Here is a 17,820-nt window from a genome sequence, read left to right on the forward strand (position 1 = left end):
AAGTCTGCTATTTTTCTTTGTTCATTAAGGGAAGGAGTTGGTATTTGTTGTGATAGTAAATTTTCAAATGATATTCTTAAGCGTATTTCCAGTATTCCATTTGCATATCGTCTTAATTGTTTTTGAAATGATTCTGTTTGAAAAATATAATTGATAAATCTTAAATCATTTTCTTCATTTGATTTAAACACATAATAGGCAGGACTTACACATCCATTATAATTAGATATTCCAACAGAACCTATTATTACATTCATACTATTTGCAATTATTGTATCTTTATAGGCTATTTTATATTGTGTTAAATCCTCTTTTGATTTATTCCCCTGATTTCCTTTATTTTCATAAGGAATAACACCTTTATCTTTTGTTAAAGATAAAACATTAGTCATTTTAACTGGATTATTTTTTTCATTAATTTCAATAATACATCTTTTTAACTTCTTAATATTCCAATCAATAGGTATTTTACCAATCCATTCAATACCACTATCTTTCATACTCTGATTTGATACTGATTGCTCTTTCATATATTTATCAAGTGTATTCATACAAACATCCTCTGCATTAATCCTTTTTTCATCTGTTTCATATCTTCTAATTTATTTTGATTTAATTGAATTTGTTGATCTATTTTCTTGAAGAATTCACCTATTTGTTGTTGTTCAGGTAGTGATGGTATATTTAAATTAATTCCCATCATTACTTCTGCATTAAGTTTACTTCTTCCTCCACCTACTAAATATGGTCTTATTTCTGCTTGATTAATACAAAATGATAAAAAGTTAGTATTACATATTTCTGATTTTCCTTGTAATACATGTGCATGATTATTAACCCAAATTTTACCTTTAACATATTGAACTGGGTAATTTATAAGATCACTAGCTCCATCTTCTGCAACTAAAACAAATTCTCCATCATGAGTAAATCCTTCAACATGATCTTGAATACCATTAGCACCATAATAAGGAGTAGAACCTGAAATACGAAGATTAGCAGTAATAGGTACTCGTTGTTTATCAAAATTATTAGCAATATCTTTAATTTTATATTTCTGCCATTCTTCTGTGTATTCTGGATATCTTATTTCTGGTGTTTTTCCCTGTTTTTGTATTGGTTCATCTATATGTTCTACTTGTTTTTCGCCTATTTCACTTGTTTTGATGTATCCATCTAGTGTGTTATTTTTCATTACCATCTTGTTCCCTTAAGTTTTCTTATTATTTATTTATATTTTTATTGCTATTTAGATATTTAGAATTAAATTTTGTGTTATTATTTTCTTAATTTTTTATGATTTTTGGGGGTATTTTTTCTAATTTTCCACATAATACCTACTTATAACCTATTTCTTCTGCTTATTTTTCATTTTTTTGTAATTTTTTGTTCATATTTTTTCTTATTTTCTTGTTTTTCTTTTTGATGGTTTTGTTTTTCCTATTTATTATGGGTTTATTATATGTATTTAGTTTTAATATTAACTAACTATAATGTAGTGTTTTTTCACACTTATTAATGGAAAATGGAGGTTTATAGTTTTATGCGTAAGTTTATTTGGATTTTTACGCTTATTTGTCTTGTGTCGTTGTCGTGTCTTTATGCAGCTGATAATAATATAACAAATGAGAGCATTACAAACGGTAATAATGATAATATTGTAGTTAATAGTTTTGATGAATTATGTGATAGTGTTAATGATGTTAAAGGTAACACTCAAGTTCACAGATCTTATAAATTAGATTCTGGATGTTATAATATCTCAAATAGTACTATTAATTGTAGTGGTGGTGTTAATTATTCATTTGATGGTAATGGTCAAAATATAACAGGTACTGGTAATAATTCCAGGTTTTTATATGTTGATGAAAACTCATGTGTTAATATTTCAGGTATTAATCTAGTAAATTCTACATCTCGTGGTGGTCTTATCATAAATTATGGTAGTTTATGTATCTGTAATTCATCTTTTATTAATAACTCAGCTATTGTAGAGGACTCTTATGCTGATGGTTTTATTGTTGAGGGTTGTGGTGGTGTTATTATTAATTATGGTAATGTTACAATTATTAATTGTAATTTCACAGATAACACGGCAGCTTCATCTGGTGGAGTACTCTATAATCATTATGATTCACATGCTACTATCACAAATTCATACTTCACATCTAATATGGCATATGGTGATGGTGGTGTTTGTTCAAATTATGGTACCTTGAATGTTTCAAATTCATCTTTTAGATCTAATTGTGCTTGTGTGTATGATGATCCTGTTGATATTTATGCAGGTTATGGTGGTGTTTTTAGTAGTTATGACACATTAGATATAAACAGTTGTAATTTCTCAGATAATAGTGCTGCTTATTGTGGTGGTAGTATTTATAATAGTTATGGTAGTTTAATTGTTAATAATTCAAATATCATAAGTTCTCATGCTGAGGATGGTGGTGCTATTTATAATGAGGATGTATTTGAGATATATAACTCAATTATAGAAAATAGTAATGCATACTATTATAGATATTATAATGGTTTTGGTGGTGCAATTTATAATAATTATGGATTTATAACATCATCTAATACAATATACATACAATGTAGTGCTCTTTGTGGTGGAGTAGTCTATAATCGTAATGGACACCTTGATATTAATGGTTGTAGTTTTAGTAGTAACATTGCATATGAATATAACAGTAGTGATGTTATATCAGATCTTGGTGGTGTTATCTTTAATAATGATGCAACATGTAATATTACAACATCAAATTTCACAGATAATAATGCAACACTAGGTGCAATATTATATAGCATATATTCATCAAGTATAATATCTATAGATAACTCAAATATTACAGATAATACAAATACACCATTTTATATTGAAGAATGTGGAGAATTTAATCTAACAAACACCACCATAAAATATACAATAATAACAAATCAAACAGACATAACACTAACAGCCCCTATAATTATAAATGACTCCTACATGACATACTACAGGGGTGAAAGTACAGATAACACCACATGTGTATTATTTAATATAGCAAATGATACAATTACCACATACTACACACCAGATATGATGGCAAAATGCAACTATACATTCACACAACATGGACACATACCTGTTGATATAAAATATGCTGGATATGAACATAACAATAATACAATAACAATAGATGTATATATAAAACCAAACACAAAACTAGGCACAAATACAACAGAAGGACCAGCAATATATACAGTAGATGTAAATACACCACAATACATGGACATACTAGATGTAGAAACAATACACAACACAGATCAGGGATATGTAATCTATAAAATAGGTGGATGCACACTAAAAGATGAAAATGGAAACACAATAAAAACAAAGCCCACAAATACAATAGCACAACTAAAATACAAACTACCAGAGAACCTAAAGCCAGGCAAATACACACTAAACATAATACACATACTCAGTGATAATAAAAGACATACAAAAAACATAGAATTTAACATAACAAAAGCACAAATAAAAGATGACATGGACAATAACATAACAATAAAACACCAACAAAACCTAACACTAAACTATACACTACATGATACAAACAACAACCAAATAACAGGAACAACCAAGATAGTAATAAAAATAAACAACAAAACAATAACACAAACAAACACAACACTAAACATACAACTAAGAAATGCAACAATAACAATAAACACACAAACTAGTGTATATTCAAAACAGCCACTTGATGTAAATATAACAATAGTTGAAGATATGAAACCTGTAAATGGTGGATATGTAATCTTTAAAATCAATGGATGTACAATAAAAGATGCAAATGGAAAAACAATAAAATATGCTGTAGTAAATGGATGTGTTAATGCACAACTAAATACAACCAAAAAAGTAGGAGCAGGTAATATAACAGTAATATATTCAAATGACAAACTCTACAATAAAACAACTACAACAGAAAATATTACAGTAAATAAAACACCAATCATAATACCAGAAATACCAGAAATTACAATAAAACGTGGAGAAAATATGACACTAAACTTCACAATATATGACATCTACAACAATACCATTGATGGAAACACAAAAGTTACAATAAAAATCAACGGAAAAACACAACTTGACAAAGCAAAAGTAAATGGTGGAGTAGTAAATCTATCTGTTAACACACAAGATATGACAACAGGAATCTACAAAGTTGAAGTAATTATACAAAACAGTCAATATGAAACAATAAAAACAAACACAACACTACACATAACACTAAAAACAGCAATTGTAACAATAGATGTAAAACCAACAGAAGTATATACAAAAGATCCAGTAGATATAAATATAACAGTATTTGATGGTGTTGAACCTGTAAGTGATGGACAAATAATACTTAAAATCAATGGAAATACACTAAAAGATAATGATGGTAATACAATAAAATACAATCTAACAGATGGATGCTTAAATACAACACTTGATGTGATAAAACCTGCAGGAAATGTTAATATCACAGCAATATATACAAATGATAAAACATACCAGAAAGCAGAAGCAACACAAAACATTACAGTAAATAAAACACCAATAAAAACATCAACAATTGCTGAAATAGAAACACAACTTGGCAGCAATACAACGCTAAACTTTAAAGTATTTGACATCTACAACAATCCTGTTGAAGGTAACAGTAAAGTTGTAATAAAAATTAACAATAAAACACAACTTACAACAACAATAACAGATGGTATAGCAAATATAACCATAAATACACAAGATATGAAATGTGGAAATTATACAATGGATGTATTAATATCTGAAAATAATATTTATGCACAGAAAAATTGTAAAATTCCACTTGAAATAATATAACCACCCCCCCTCACTTTTTATTTTTTTTTTATTGAGAAATTATTTTTTAATATAAATTATCATACACCCCCTTTTTTTTTAATATGAAATTTAATAGCTTTAAATTTTATTATCTCGCCTATTTCATATAGTATATGGTAATTAGAATGATTAAATAGTGTTTTTTATTTAGTATAAATTTGTTTATGATACGAAAAAAGTTGTATTTAATCGAGTAGATTTTTAAAAGTTAAGTTTATATAGTTTAAAATTAAGATATATTAATTGTATATTTTTAAAATATACTTAAAGAACTTTTTAAAACTTTAAAGCCCTTTTTAAATGTTTATTTATGTTCTAATTAAAATGATTATTTTTTTTGGTAGATAATCATTTTTATTTATAAAAAGATAAAAAAAAATTTTGTTTAATTCATTTCATAATTAAACACACCTTTTTTAATGTGAATTACCTTCTTTAGATATAAAATTTTTTCATATCTGATTTGTTAAATTTTATATCTTTAAGGTGTCACATTTTTTATATACACATAAATTTTAAGTTATATGTGCTTTTCTTATTTTTTAGACCTTTTTTTTAATATAATAATACCTATTTTTATTTTAATCTACTATTTTGGAGTTTTTAGTTGGTATTTTTTTTGATTTTGATTTATATGAATGTATTTAAAAATATAATATTAACTATTTAAATTTATTTACTTTTTTTTAAAGTCTTATTTTATAGTTTTATCACTTATTTTTTTATTATTTATTATTTTAATTCTTATTTTATTGTTATTTCATGTATTAATTGTATATTATGGAGGAGGTGATTAAAGATAGGTTCAAGGCATGTTTTATATCCTAAATGGTGCGTTTTAATTTGTGATTATTTTTATATATTTTATTAGTTAAATATAATACATAGCTACTCAATTAATTTTAAATATTAATTTATATTATTTGAATAGTTGAAACTTAAATATATCAAATTTTAAAAAAAAATAAAAGAAATATTTAAGTTTCTATTTAATTTAATAAACAAATAAGGAGAAGTTCTTTTTTATGAATAAAAATATTAAGTTTTTATTTATAGGTGTTATGATACTCCTACTTGTATGTATGGGATCTGCAGCAGCAGTAGATGATAGTGGCAACACTACAGTTCATGCTACAGATTCAATTAAAACAACACACAATGTAGATGATACAACACTAGATGATGATATAAAATCAACACCTAAAAATATAAACAAACAAACAAAAAAGGCAGTTGAAACAACACAAACAGCAACAGACTATGAATCACTAAAAAATGCATAGAACAACATCCAAGCAGATGGTGATAATACAACACAATACACAATCAACCTAAAAAATGGAAAATATGACTTTACACAAGAGCTAACATCAACAACTACAACAAATTCAAAATACATCACAATAAATGGAGAAGATACAGACAACACAATATTTGATGCAGCAAACAAGACAAGATTCTTCACATTTAATGCAACAAACCAAGTAATAAAACTAAACAACATCACATTTACAAATGGATTCAATGTAAAAAGAGGTGGTGCAATATATAATCAAGCTGATTTAAGCATAGAAAATTGTAAATTTACCAATAACTCAATATATGCTACAGGAACCTCAGCACAAGGTGGAGTTATTTACACTATAGGTAATCTATCTGTAAATAATTCATCATTTACTGGAAATTTAATAAGTAATACAACTAAATATCCTAGTGCTCAAGGTGGATGTATTTATAAATTAACAAATGATAATACTATTAATATTAAATTTTCTACATTTAAAAATAATATGATTTCAACATCAATAACACGTTCCATTGATGGTGTTGCAATTTATGCTAGATCTTACACTCTTGGAAATAACTCAATTAGTAACTGTTATTTTAAAAATAACACAGCAACAAAATCAACTTCAACAGTATTTACTAATATAACAAATTTAAATCCAGTTGAAGATTCTGAAATGGTTACAAAATACTGTGTATTTGAAAATAATATAGGTAATCTTGGTGGATGTCGTGGATTAGACTATAATTATTATGCTGATGGATCTAATAAGACTAATCTTCTATTATTAATTAATAATAATGATGAAAATAGCCTTATAAATCAGAAAAATAGTGATGTTGAAGTTAAACTTGTATTAAATAAATTATACAGCTATGAAGATTTAAAAGATATAATTGGTATAAATTATGAACTTAACATAACTTCATCTAGTGACCTTATTAATACAACAGGTATGAAATTATCACCAGATAATAATTACAAAGTAAATATTGATATTTCAAAACTTCCAGCAAACCATGAAAATATAACACTCTTTGCAAATGGATTTAAAATATCAGAAATATTCTGGGATTATACAAATGTCCAATTAAATAATATAACAACAAAAGCAGGAAATACTATTGACCTAGTTGCTACATTTAAAACATCAGATAATAAAGAAATACCAAATGGAAAAGTAGCATTTAAAATAAATGATAAAACAATAGGACATAGTAAAATAGCTAATGGAGTTGCAAAACTCACATATACAATTCCTGATAATTTCACAGTAAAAGACTATAAAATAAGTGTAGTATATGGTGGAAATGATAAATTTATCCAGGCAAGAGAAGATGCAACATTATCACTCCTAAAATCTGCAACAAAAACAACAATATCAAATAAAATAGAAGATAACAAAATACAAATTAACATTAAAACAAACAATGAAGCAGACAAATCAGTAGTACGTGGAAAACTAACAGTGAAAATTAATGACAAAACCTACCAGAGAATCAATACAACAGGTGATGTAACAGTTAACTACACAATCGATGAAAAACTATATGGTAAAGATGTGAAAATAACAGCAATATACAGTGAAAATACCAACTACATGGCAAGTATAGATGAAGTAGTTGAAAAAATACCAGCAAAAACACCGAAAACAAGTAAAATGCCAAAAACAGATGTAACAATAAACAACTACTATGTAGATGCAGATACAGGATCTGATACAAATGATGGATCACAATCAAGTCCATTTAAAACAATAGCAAAAGCAATAAGTATGGTAAACATGACAAAAACACCATCAAACATCTATCTTAAAGGAGTATTTAAAGGAATGGGAAATACAAACCTTACCATACCAGGAGATCTTACAATTACATTCATAGGATTAGAAGATGCAGCAATAGATGGTGAAGTAAACTACACAATAAAAGAAAAACTAGATCTTGATGAATACTACTGGGGATCAAGTCGTATCTGGTGGCCATACCTTAATGGTACAGGAAACTGGGCAATGAACATAACACGTGGAAATGGACTAATTAAATTAGAAAACTTAACAATAAGAAACTGCTGGTCACCTGGTAGAAGTAGTATTAACTTATATAATACATCAACTGTTGATAACTATGGAAATCTTGAAGTTAACAATGTAAGTTTCATCTACAACCATGGTGGAGTAGGTGCAGGTATACGTAACAATAATGGTGCAACAGTAGTAGTTAATAACTCAATATTTGATTCAAACCGTAAATCATCATCAACAGGAAACTATGGTGCTGGTATATATAACAATGGAACAGCAACAATCATTAATTCAGTATTTAAAAACAACTATGCACGTTGGGGAACAGTGACAAACGATAAAAACATGACAATTATCAACTCAACAATACGTGATAATATTGGATATGATGGTGGAAGTACATATAAAACAGGTAGTGGAATAACAATAAATACAGCTTCAACTAACTTCTATGAAGGAGGAAATGTTGAAAATGTTACAACAGTAATAGATGGATGTACATTTACTAATAATGATCAACTAGACATATATGCTGATAAATCAAATAATATAATTAAAAACAATCTCTTTAATAAATCAAAAGGAATTGTAATACCACAACCATCAAGCACTACTGGAAATAATTATAACTTCACAATTACAAACAATACATTCCTCTCACCTATAGGATCATCACTCTATAATGCACTTTCAAGCAAAGATAACATAACATTTACAATAAGAGCATATGCACCATACAACTACATAATAGAAAACAACACAGTAACTGATCTTAAAGGAACAAATTCAAAAGCATTAGAAGTAAAATCAAACAATGCAATAATAAGAAACAACACATTTGACAGAATCATAGAAGTCAGCGGAAATAATAATACAATAACAAATAACAATATTACAACAACACAAGATATATATGCTATAAGTATATCCAGAACATCTAAAAACAACACAATAACAAACAACAATCTTCAAACAAAAACATACACAGGAAATGCAGCAATAAATGCAACATTCACATTAAATACTGTTGAAAACAACACACCTGTAACAAAATCCATAAAAATCGATGATGAAACATTTAATAAATACTTCAACAATGATGGAACACTACGTCCAATATTTAATGAAGTTCAACAAATAGAAATTGCAGGACCACTAAACAATCGTAACATTACAGTTGATCGTGAAATAAAAATAACACAAACAAATAAAAACATCTCAACAAACATAACAATAACAGTAACAAACACAGGAAAACTAACAATAAATAGCGTAATAATAGAAAATACTAACCAACAACCAGTTATTATAATAAACAGTGAAAATAACACAATTGAAAACTCAAACCTAAAAACAGACAACAACTACACAATTGTACTAAATTCAAAAAATAACACTATAACAAAAAATCAACTACTAGCAGATGTTCTTGTAGGAGATAACTCAGTCAAAGCAATTGAAGAAAACAATATCACATCAAACACACCAACATATACCAACTATGTAATATCTGAAGATACATACTCATTATACTTTAATAATGATGGAACAATGAAACCAATTGAAACAACAGGAGACATACACTTCCTAATAAAAGATATAATATCAAATAAAAACTTCATACTAAATAATAACAAAACAATAACAATAACAAACTACAAAAATTCACAACTAATCAACACAACAATAACAACAGTCGACTCAACAAAACTCAACCTAACAAATATAACAATAACAAACAACAACAGCAAACCAGCAGTAATAATCAACTCAGATGAAGCAAACATAACCTATAACAACATAACAGTACAAAATAATGCAATAGAAATAACAAACATATCAAAACTCATAATAGTAGGAAATAACATTAAATCAAACTACAACAAAAACACAACAACAATACTAATAAAAGATTCACAATTTACAAATGCAACAATAAAAGAAAATAATATAACAACACAAAATACACCAGAAATAACAGGAAATGATATTAAAGTAGTGTCAATTGGAATGTATAATACAACACCTATAAACATGACTTACAACAACATAACAACAAAACTCGATACAACAGCAAATATATCAGATAAAATATATGCAATAGAACTAATAAACCCAGAAATAAAAACTATTAACTCTAGACGTAGTTCTTCAACAAGTTATAATAATATAGAAGTTGTAGCTAAAAACTATGCATGTGCATTAAATATTAAAAATAATACTGCAACAGAATTTAATTCCAACAACATCACATTATCTGCAAAAAATACAGCAGCAATAATAATAAATTCATCAAAACAATTGAACCTTTCAAGTAATAATATAAAATCAGAAAATTCTGGTTCATCAAATATGGTGGAAATACAAGATTCTGAAAATATAATAATATGGACTATTCGAACAACAATAACAAACAATAACACAACAGTAATTTATATTAATAATTCAAAAAATTTAACTCTAATGAATAATAATATTAACTTAAATAGTATGGATTCATCAGCAATAAAACTTATTAATACAAACACAGTATTAGTTAATAATAGTTTTATAATAACAAAAAATACAAACAAATCACCAATAATACTTAATAATTCAACAAAAACCACACTTACAAACAATAGAATTATCACAACAAGTCCATATACAATAACAATAGATGAACAATCACAACAAAATAGAGCAGAAAACAATACATTATATGCAGATGAAAGACTAGGTGATGAATCAATAGAAAAATTAAATAATAATGTAATGATACGTCATAATAATCCTGTAGTTAAATCATACCTATATTTAAATGAAAAAACATACACTCAATTCTTTGATGAAAATGGAAATCTACGCAGTGAAATACCAGAAAATATAACAATACAACTAACAGGAAACTTAGAAGATAAAATACTAAACATAACAAAACCAATTAACATAATATCAGAACAAATAACACTTATAAACTCAACATTAATCATAGATCAACAAGCAAAATCATCAAATATAACAGGAATAAGATTTGAAGGAGAAAAAACAAAAATAATTATCAAAGCAGATAACTGTAACATAGAAATTCCAAATATTTCAATAGTAAATACTGAATCCTTAAACCTAACACCATTTACAGTAGAAGGAAACAACAATAACATTATAATAGATTCATACACAGCAACAAGCAATAAAGAATTAAATTCAAACATCACACTACTAAAAATAGAAGGAAACAATAATACAATACTTGGAGAACCTACAAAATCCATTGCAAGTTATTATACTATAAGTAACTTTAATGATGTAATTGGAATTTTATTTAACAATGCAGATAAAAACATACTAAGATATGAATCAATTACAATTTCAAATTCAAATAATGCAAATGGAATCTACCTTAATAATTCAAAACAAAATCTTATTCAAACAAATCTAAATGGCGGTACTCTTAAAATAAATAATGCTCTTAAAGCAGAACTTCTAAAACTATCAAACTCTTCAAATAACACAATTACAGTATCTTTAACTTCAAATCAAGTAGAAAATTCAACATCAATACTAGTTGAAAATAATTCTAACTTCAACAATTTCATTAAAATTAGTGATTATAGTAATGTTTTAACAACACCAATTATTATTGACAATTCAAATAATAATATAATCACTGCATCAATATTTAAATATCAACAACTTGAAGGATTTGCAATAGAACTTAATGAAGCAGTAGGAAATAGAATAGAAAACAATACAATATTAACAAAAAATCTTGATGGAGACAAATGTATACTACAAGAAAATATTAATGATACAGTAAATAACTTTGTACAAAACAATAAAGATATTGAAGGATATCTATATTTAGCTTTAGTATTTAGCAACACCATAAATACAGCTAAATTATCTGATATAATAAATATATCTGTTAATGTAGCAAATCCATCAAGTGGTAGTAATATTACAGCAGGAAATGTTATCTTTAATGTTAATGGTGTTAATGTAGGAGTTGTTGAAGTAGCTGATGCTACAGCATCAATTAACTATAAAATAACTGGTCTTGAAGGAGATAAATTATATGTAACTGTATATATTTATGATCCAAACTTCACATACAGAATTGCAGCAAGCTCAATGACTATTGATATTGAAAAACTTGGCTGTAAAGTTTTACTTCCTGATGTTATAAATAATGGTATTACATCTACTATTACCTCTATTGTTGTTGGTGAAGATGGTAATATTGTTGAAGATGGAAATGTAACATTTAAATTAAATGGTGAAGTTATTGGTATTAAAGCTATTCGAAATGGTGTTGCACAGCTTGTATTTGACAGTAGTTGTTATTCACTTAAAAACTATACAATAGAAGCTGTATATAATGGATGCAGTGTTTATAATTCACAAAATGCATCAGCAACTCTTTCACTTATGAAGTATGATGTTGACTTTGAAGTTGAAGATGTAGTAGTAAATAATGGTAACATGGCAACACTCAGAGCATACGTCTATGATAGTTATGGTCATGCTCTTAATACTGGTCGTGTAGTATTTAAACTTAATGGTAAAACACTCAAAGATACAGATAACACAACATTATATGCTGATGTAATAGGTGGAGTTGCAGAAGTTAAATACATGATACCAGCAAATATGCAACCAAAAGACTACACACTAACAGCAGTAACAGAATCAGATAAATATAACAAAGCAACAGAAAATGCAACACTAAAAGTAATGAAAACAACACCAAAAATAGTAGTATCACCACTAAATGTAAAAAGATCACAAAATACAACAATCACTATAAAACTAGTAGATGACAATGAAAACAACATAGTAGGAAATACAAATATTGCAGTAAAACTTAATGGAAAAACAGTGATAAAACCAATGAAAATAACAGATGGAATAGCACAAATAACACTTAACTTAACAGAATATAAAAACAGTAACTATAACATAACAGTAGTTGCAGGTGCAAATAAGTTATATGAATCATGTAGTATGACTGATGTACTTACAATAGAAGGATAAAATTAGTTTTTATCATTCCCCACTCTCCTCCCCCTTTTTATATAAATATATACTTTTTTTATGAGGAATTTTTAAGTGAAAAATATTTTGTATAATAATTTTATTTATTAGAAATAGAGAGTAATTCATTTGCTGGGAGAAATATTAATTATATATGTGATGAGTTATGGTGATTTTAAATTGTTTTTTTTTCTCCCAGCAAATATGAGTTAAATAAAGGTGTGGGGTTTATATGGCTTATTACCTTAATAAAAAGATGTGCATTCTTTTTAACTTTTTTATTATGTGTGTTTGGGTAATAAATATCTTTTTTCTTAAGAAATACTATTTTATGTGCATCATAGTAGTCTTTTTTCCCAGGATCTATTTTTTTTGTGCATTCTTTTTATTTCCTAAAATATTATCTTTTTTAGGGAATATTAATTTTAGGTGATGTGATAAATTAAATATTGACTTTTTTTTAGATGCTTCTTTTTCCTTTTAAAATATAATCTAAATTTTTTTTTACTTTAACTTATAATATTTGAGTTTTCCTAAGACATTAATAGTATTAGGATGATGATTTATCATTTCATTTTTTTTTAACTTTTTATACTAAATTTTAAGTGATAAATAGGGGGTGGAGAAAGAGTATAATTATATATTAAATATTTTATTGTTGTGCTGTTTTTTTACGATAATCTTCTATTGCTGCTTGTAGTGCATCTGCAGCGAGGTTTGAGCAGTGTAGTTTTACTGGTGGTAGTCCTCCAAGTTCGTCTGCTACTTGGTTTCTTGTTATTTCATATGCTTCATCTACATCCATTCCCATTGCCATTTGTGTTATCATACTGCTTGTTGCTATTGCTGCTCCACATCCAAATGTGCTGAATTTGATGTCTTCGAGTTTGTTGTCATCGTCTACTTTGATATAGATGGTCATGATGTCTCCACATGTTGGATTTCCTACTGTTCCTTCTCCATCTGCATCTTCTATTACTCCTGTATTTTGTGGGTTTGTATAGTTGTCTATTACTTTTTGTGTATAATCCATAATCTTATTCCTCCATATATATTGTATTTTATTTTTTTTTCTATTCTAGGTAGCAGTGTTCGTCTTCTTCATCCATTGGTCTTTCAAATCTGTCTCCAATGTATTCATCTGTTTTATTATCCCATAGTGGTGATATGCTTCTTAGATATCCTACTGTTTCATCTATTGCATCTACTATGTAGTCTACATCATCTATGCTGTTTTCTGGTCCTATTGATAGTCTTAGTGATCCATGTGATAGTGCTGGTGTTATTCCTAGTGCTGCAAGAACGTGTGATCCTTGAAGGTTGTGTGTTGAACATGCAGATCCTGTTGCTGCATAGATTCCTTTTTGTGCAAGTTTTAGTATGAGTGATTCTCCTTCTACTCCTGAAAATCTTAGGTGTACATTGTTTGGTAGTCTTTCATCAAGACTTCCATTTACGTAGGTGTCTTTTATTCTAGCTGTTGTTTTTTCAATTATTGCATCTCGTATTTGTTGGTTGTGTTTTATTGCATCATCCAGATTTTCTTGTGCAATTTGTGCTGCTTTTCCTAGTCCTACTATTGCTGCTACATTTTCTGTTCCTGATCTTTTTGAGTTTTCTTGTCCTCCTCCGTGTATGTATGGGTCGAGTTTTACTCCTTTTTTGATGTATATTGCTCCTATTCCTTTAGGTCCATTGATTTTATGTCCTGAGAGTGATAGTATGTCGATGTTTTGTGCTTCCACATCTACTGGTACTTTTCCTACACTTTGTACTGCATCACAGTGGAATACTATTCCGTGTTTGTGTGCTATTTCTCCGATTTGTTTTACTGGCTGGATTGTTCCTATTTCATTGTTTGAGTGCATTACTGATATGAGTATTGTATCATCACGTATTGCATTTTCTAGTTCATCAAGACTTATTAGTCCTTCTTCATTTACAGGTAGGTATGTTATATCAAAGCCGAATTCTTCAAGGTATTTACATGTATTTAGTACTGCTGGGTGTTCTATTTGTGTTGTGATTATGTGTTTTTTTGGGTTGTCTGTTTTAAGTTGTGCTAGTGCTGTTGATTTTATTGCCATGTTGTCTGATTCTGTTCCTCCACTTGTGAAGGTTATTTCATCGTCTTGTGCATTGATTAGTTTTGCTACTTGGATTCTTGCATTGTTTATTGCTCTTTTTGCATGTATTCCTAGTGTATATAGTGTTGATGCATTTCCATATTCTTCTTTTAGATATGGTAGCATTGCATCAAGTACTTCTGGATTTATTGGTGATGTTGCAGAATTGTCCATGTAGATTATTTTTTCTTCACTCATTTTTGTTATGTCTCCTTTTTATGTTTTTTTTGTAATGTTATTATTTTGTGTTGTTTTTTTCTTCATTTTGGGATGTTATTGGGGGTAATGTGTGGGGGGTTATGGGTGTTTTTTTTTATATAAACTTTCTAAAAAATTAACCTTGTTATATTGTTTTTTTAAAAAAATTAACATTGTTATGTACTTATTAACAATGTTATATTTTCATGTCTTAGTATATAAACTTAACTATAAAAAAAATAAAAAAAAGAAAAGAAAACCTAAAAGCTATTATCCATCAAAAAAGGTAGGATAAAGCCTGATTCTTTTAATATCATCCACAACAACATCACTAACTACAACATGAAGCGTATCAAAGCCTAAAAACAACTTAGTATTAATAACAGATGATCTTGTATCAATAATATGATTATCCTCATCATAACAAGTCGTTGCAATTTTTATATCACGACACTTCTCAGGATTTTCAATGTGAATTTCACCAACAACCTCAAGACGATCAGAAGACTTAATAAGAACAGAAGTATTATCAATACTCATACCAATTTTACGCTCAATATCCTTCATCTGTTCAAGATAAATACCAGAAGCACCACCACTACTCTTAGTTGCACCACTACCATTATTAAATAGACGATCCTTTATAGAACGTTTAGACTTAGATTGTCTACCACCATTTCTTGTTTTTGATTCAACAGGTGATGATGCCTTAAGTCTATCATCTTTAGATTTAACACTACCATTATCTTGTTGTGATTTTATATTATCTTTAATAACATCATCTTTTGATTGAGACTTTAATTTATTAGCCTTTAGGTGTCCTCGTACATCACCAGGTGTGATAGATATAAGTTCTGGAACAATAATCATAATATAAATATCACAAATTTTAACATCACTAAATGTTATATCAAATTCATTAAACTCACGCAAGTGATCAACAGGCAAGATAGATGAATCCTCACAAAGAACATTCTTATTTCTATTAAAGCATTTAATGGTAATTTTAACAGCATTTTTAGGCTTAGCAGACCTTTTAAGTGTAACATTACCAAATATATTAAATGGACCTGTTGTATCTTTAAGTATAAGTTCTACATTTGAAATATCAATACCAAGACTATCTTCCAGATGCTTATTTCTCTTAATTTTACATTTAAGATTAGCTTCAGCCTCATCAACATCTTGTCTGTGCATAATTTGCTCATCAGACATTATATTACTATTATCATCAATTGTAATATCTGATGTTTGATCATCTGTTATAAACTCTTCATCTTCAATAAATTCATTATCAGTAATGTATTCATCAGAATCTCTCTGGTAGATATAATCATCATCACTACTGTGATCTACACTGATGTCCTCTTCACTACCTTCAATGTATATTTCATTTTCCTCCTCAAAGAGTGCATCATCAACATCCTGTTGGGGAGTAGATTCAGAGTAGATGTCATTAGTTTCTGCTTTATTTCTGAGTTTTTGACGTCTTTTAGCCTCCTTATATTCAGCATAAAGCATGTCAGGTTCATCTGAAAATTCATCATTATGATCAGGGTAGATGTCATCATTATGATCAGGGTAGATATCATTACTACTACGTCTTTGAGCACTACCTCTTGTGTTTTCAACATCTCTTTCATAATAATTATTAGAAGATCTGCTATTTTGTGATGTTTTCCTTTGTGATGTTATGTTACGCTTAGCCATTGGCTTTTTAATACGATCCTCTTCATAAATATCATCAAATTCATCATCATGATATACATCACGTGCCATCTTTTTAGGATTTCTACCACCTTCAACTCGACGACCATGCTTAGGAGCAGATGCTTTTTCATCAACATATCCTACATCATCATCTGTGGGATATTCATCATCAAGCACACCACCATCATCTTCAAATGAAACACCATCTTCCATTGAAAGTAATTCCTTTGCAAAATCATCCAAATCATCAAACAAGTTAGGCTGTTTTTGCTGTTGTTTTCTACGTTCATCTTCAAGTAACTGCTCAGCAATCTTTGCAGCATACTGACGATTAAGCTCACGTTCTGATAAATCATCACTATGATCTACCTCAATATATAGATCCTCTCCACAGTAAATACACTGATCTGTAATATCATCATTTAACTGACCACAAAATCGACATCTTTGCATGATTAAAGCCCATCCCTTCAAAATTTATTTAACATAAAAATAATGTTTTATTAATATATAATATATTTAAAAATTGTTTGTTTAATAGTTTTTTATAATT

At 27.9% G+C, this 17,820-nt stretch carries 8 protein-coding genes; 3 read left to right on the plus strand and 5 right to left on the minus strand.

Translation table 11 applies throughout. The features are described 5' to 3' along the window. Both MRZ80_RS03005 and MRZ80_RS03010 read right to left on the minus strand, forming a co-directional pair. On the minus strand, positions 1 to 530 hold a 530-nt coding region (locus MRZ80_RS03005; RefSeq protein ID WP_292536054.1), incomplete at its 3' end, for a restriction endonuclease subunit S. Between the two features lie 17 nt (positions 531 to 547). Then, positions 548 to 1,201 carry a restriction endonuclease subunit S gene (locus MRZ80_RS03010; protein WP_292536055.1) on the minus strand — a complete coding sequence of 218 codons (654 nt, stop codon included), beginning with the start codon at positions 1,199 to 1,201 and terminating at the stop codon, positions 548 to 550. A 342-nt stretch (positions 1,202 to 1,543) separates the two neighbouring features. Here MRZ80_RS03010 and MRZ80_RS03015 point away from each other — a divergent pair, with 342 nt between their 5' ends. The 3 genes from MRZ80_RS03015 (at position 1,544) to MRZ80_RS03025 (ending at position 13,233) form a co-directional block, all read left to right on the plus strand. Then, entirely contained in the window at positions 1,544 to 4,885 is a 3,342-nt protein-coding gene (locus MRZ80_RS03015; protein WP_292536057.1) for a hypothetical protein, read from the plus strand. Between the two features lie 1,046 nt (positions 4,886 to 5,931). Further along, on the plus strand, positions 5,932 to 6,189 hold the full coding sequence (locus MRZ80_RS03020; protein ID WP_292536058.1) for a hypothetical protein: 258 nt from the start codon (positions 5,932 to 5,934) through the stop codon (positions 6,187 to 6,189). A 507-nt stretch (positions 6,190 to 6,696) separates the two neighbouring features. Then, positions 6,697 to 13,233: an Ig-like domain repeat protein gene (locus MRZ80_RS03025; RefSeq protein ID WP_292536059.1), complete on the plus strand. Its 6,537-nt coding sequence runs from the start codon at positions 6,697 to 6,699 to the stop codon at positions 13,231 to 13,233. Positions 13,234 to 13,885: 652 nt separating this feature from the next. Here the strand turns inward: MRZ80_RS03025 and nifU are convergent. The 3 genes from nifU to MRZ80_RS03040 all read right to left on the minus strand — a co-directional run bounded on the left by nifU (position 13,886) and on the right by MRZ80_RS03040 (position 17,720). Next, on the minus strand, positions 13,886 to 14,266 hold the full coding sequence (gene nifU, locus MRZ80_RS03030) for a Fe-S cluster assembly scaffold protein NifU (RefSeq protein ID WP_292536061.1): 381 nt from the start codon (positions 14,264 to 14,266) through the stop codon (positions 13,886 to 13,888). Between the two features lie 40 nt (positions 14,267 to 14,306). Further along, entirely contained in the window at positions 14,307 to 15,557 is a 1,251-nt protein-coding gene (nifS, locus tag MRZ80_RS03035) for a cysteine desulfurase NifS (protein WP_342765197.1), read from the minus strand. Positions 15,558 to 15,827: 270 nt separating this feature from the next. Further along, positions 15,828 to 17,720, minus strand: a complete 1,893-nt coding sequence (locus MRZ80_RS03040) for a hypothetical protein (RefSeq protein ID WP_292536062.1) — start codon at positions 17,718 to 17,720, stop codon at positions 15,828 to 15,830. Positions 17,721 to 17,820: the final 100 nt, after the last annotated feature.

This window comes from Methanosphaera sp. (assembly GCF_022768985.1).
In the GTDB taxonomy this organism is placed as follows: Archaea; Methanobacteriota; Methanobacteria; order Methanobacteriales; family Methanobacteriaceae; genus Methanosphaera.

Coding starts and splice junctions, on each gene's coding strand:
- MRZ80_RS03010 (WP_292536055.1), bottom strand. CDS start 1,201: ATGGTAATGAAAAATAACACACTAGATGGATACATCAAAACAAGTGAA.
- MRZ80_RS03015 (WP_292536057.1), top strand. CDS start 1,544: ATGCGTAAGTTTATTTGGATTTTTACGCTTATTTGTCTTGTGTCGTTG.
- MRZ80_RS03020 (WP_292536058.1), top strand. CDS start 5,932: ATGAATAAAAATATTAAGTTTTTATTTATAGGTGTTATGATACTCCTA.
- MRZ80_RS03025 (WP_292536059.1), top strand. CDS start 6,697: ATGATTTCAACATCAATAACACGTTCCATTGATGGTGTTGCAATTTAT.
- nifU (WP_292536061.1), bottom strand. CDS start 14,266: ATGGATTATACACAAAAAGTAATAGACAACTATACAAACCCACAAAAT.
- nifS (WP_342765197.1), bottom strand. CDS start 15,557: ATGAGTGAAGAAAAAATAATCTACATGGACAATTCTGCAACATCACCA.
- MRZ80_RS03040 (WP_292536062.1), bottom strand. CDS start 17,720: ATGCAAAGATGTCGATTTTGTGGTCAGTTAAATGATGATATTACAGAT.